At 39.1% G+C, this 527-nt stretch carries 1 pseudogene; it reads right to left on the bottom strand.

Features of this window, described 5'->3' with window-relative positions:
* Window positions 1-527 (bottom strand): annotated as a pseudogene (locus tag E1171_RS23205) (hypothetical protein); the annotation flags it as partial.

Below are 527 nucleotides of genomic sequence, written 5' to 3'. Positions count from 1 at the left end.
AGATGCGAAATCTCCGTAAATCAAAGGGCTTGAAGTATTGCTATTGTCGATATATAGTTTATTACTACCGGTTTCATTGTAGCCGGCATTATGGCCAATAAACACATTATTGTTTCCAGTGTTAGAAAATCCACTATGAGAACCCAAAAACACATTATTACTCCCTCTTACATTATAACCACTTCTTGAGCCCAAAAAGGTATTATGATTGCTGTTATTAATTTCCACACTACTATTACCTGCCCCAGCAACCTCAGCCCCAATAAGGGTATTATGGGCAGAAAAGCGCTTCACAACACCAATATGAGCTCCCAAAAATGTATTTCTCTCTCCACCAACCTGGTTCTCTCCTACATCATCTCCTATTAAGGTATTGAATGCTCCATAGGGCCAACCATTGGGAACATCGGGGGCAAATAAATTGTCACCACCCCAATGATGGATCAACTCTTTACGAGTGGTTTGTCCTAAAACTTCATAATAGGAAGAGACAGTTAGCAGGAATAAAAAGGTAAATTGATACTTAT

This window comes from Xanthovirga aplysinae (assembly GCF_009711365.1).
Taxonomy (GTDB): domain Bacteria; phylum Bacteroidota; class Bacteroidia; order Cytophagales; family Cyclobacteriaceae; genus Xanthovirga; species Xanthovirga aplysinae.
The sequence above is the reverse complement of the archived record's forward strand: the minus strand, read 5'-3'. Positions and strand labels throughout refer to the sequence as shown.